Here is a 721-nt window from a genome sequence, read left to right on the forward strand (position 1 = left end):
GGCACCAATGACAACGGCTACTACGCTATCGTAAATGGCCAAGTGGTCTTGACCCAAGCCGGTGCGGACTTCGTCAATAATGGCGGTACCTTACCAGCAGTGGATCTCACCGTCTCTGACGGTAGCCTCACAGGCCAAGACAGTGATACGCCTGCCGTGACCCCAACTAATGATGCGCCGACCATCAATGTCGTGGCCAACGATTTTGTTGAGAACAGTGCCAGCGAAGGTGACGTTGCTGCCACCTACACCACCCACGATGAAGATGGCGATGCGCTCACGGTCGGCTTCACGCCCGGCACCAATGACAACGGCTACTACGCCATCGTAAATGGCCAAGTGGTCTTGACCCAAGCCGGTGCGGACTTCGTCAATAATGGCGGTACCTTACCAGCAGTGGATCTCACCGTCTCTGACGGTAGCCTCACTGGACAAGACAGTGATACGCCAGCCGTGACCCCAACTAATGATGCGCCGACCATCAATGTCGTGGCCAACGACTTTGTTGAGAACAGTGCCAGCGAAGGTGACGTTGCTGCCACCTACAACGCCCACGATGAAGATGGCGATGCGCTCACGGTCGACTTCACGCCGGGCACCAATGACAACGGCTACTACGCTATCGTAAATGGCCAAGTGGTCTTGACCCAAGCCGGTGCGGACTTCGTCAATAATGGCGGTACCTTACCAGCAGTGGATCTCACCGTCTCTGACGGTAGCC

1 pseudogene is annotated in these 721 nt (G+C 56.3%); it reads left to right on the forward strand.

The annotated features are described in order from the left end of the window. Window positions 1-721 (forward strand): annotated as a pseudogene (locus tag K5Q92_RS23855) (hypothetical protein); the annotation flags it as partial.

Source organism: Shewanella sp. MBTL60-007 (assembly GCF_019654915.1).
Classification (GTDB): domain Bacteria; phylum Pseudomonadota; class Gammaproteobacteria; order Enterobacterales; family Shewanellaceae; genus Shewanella.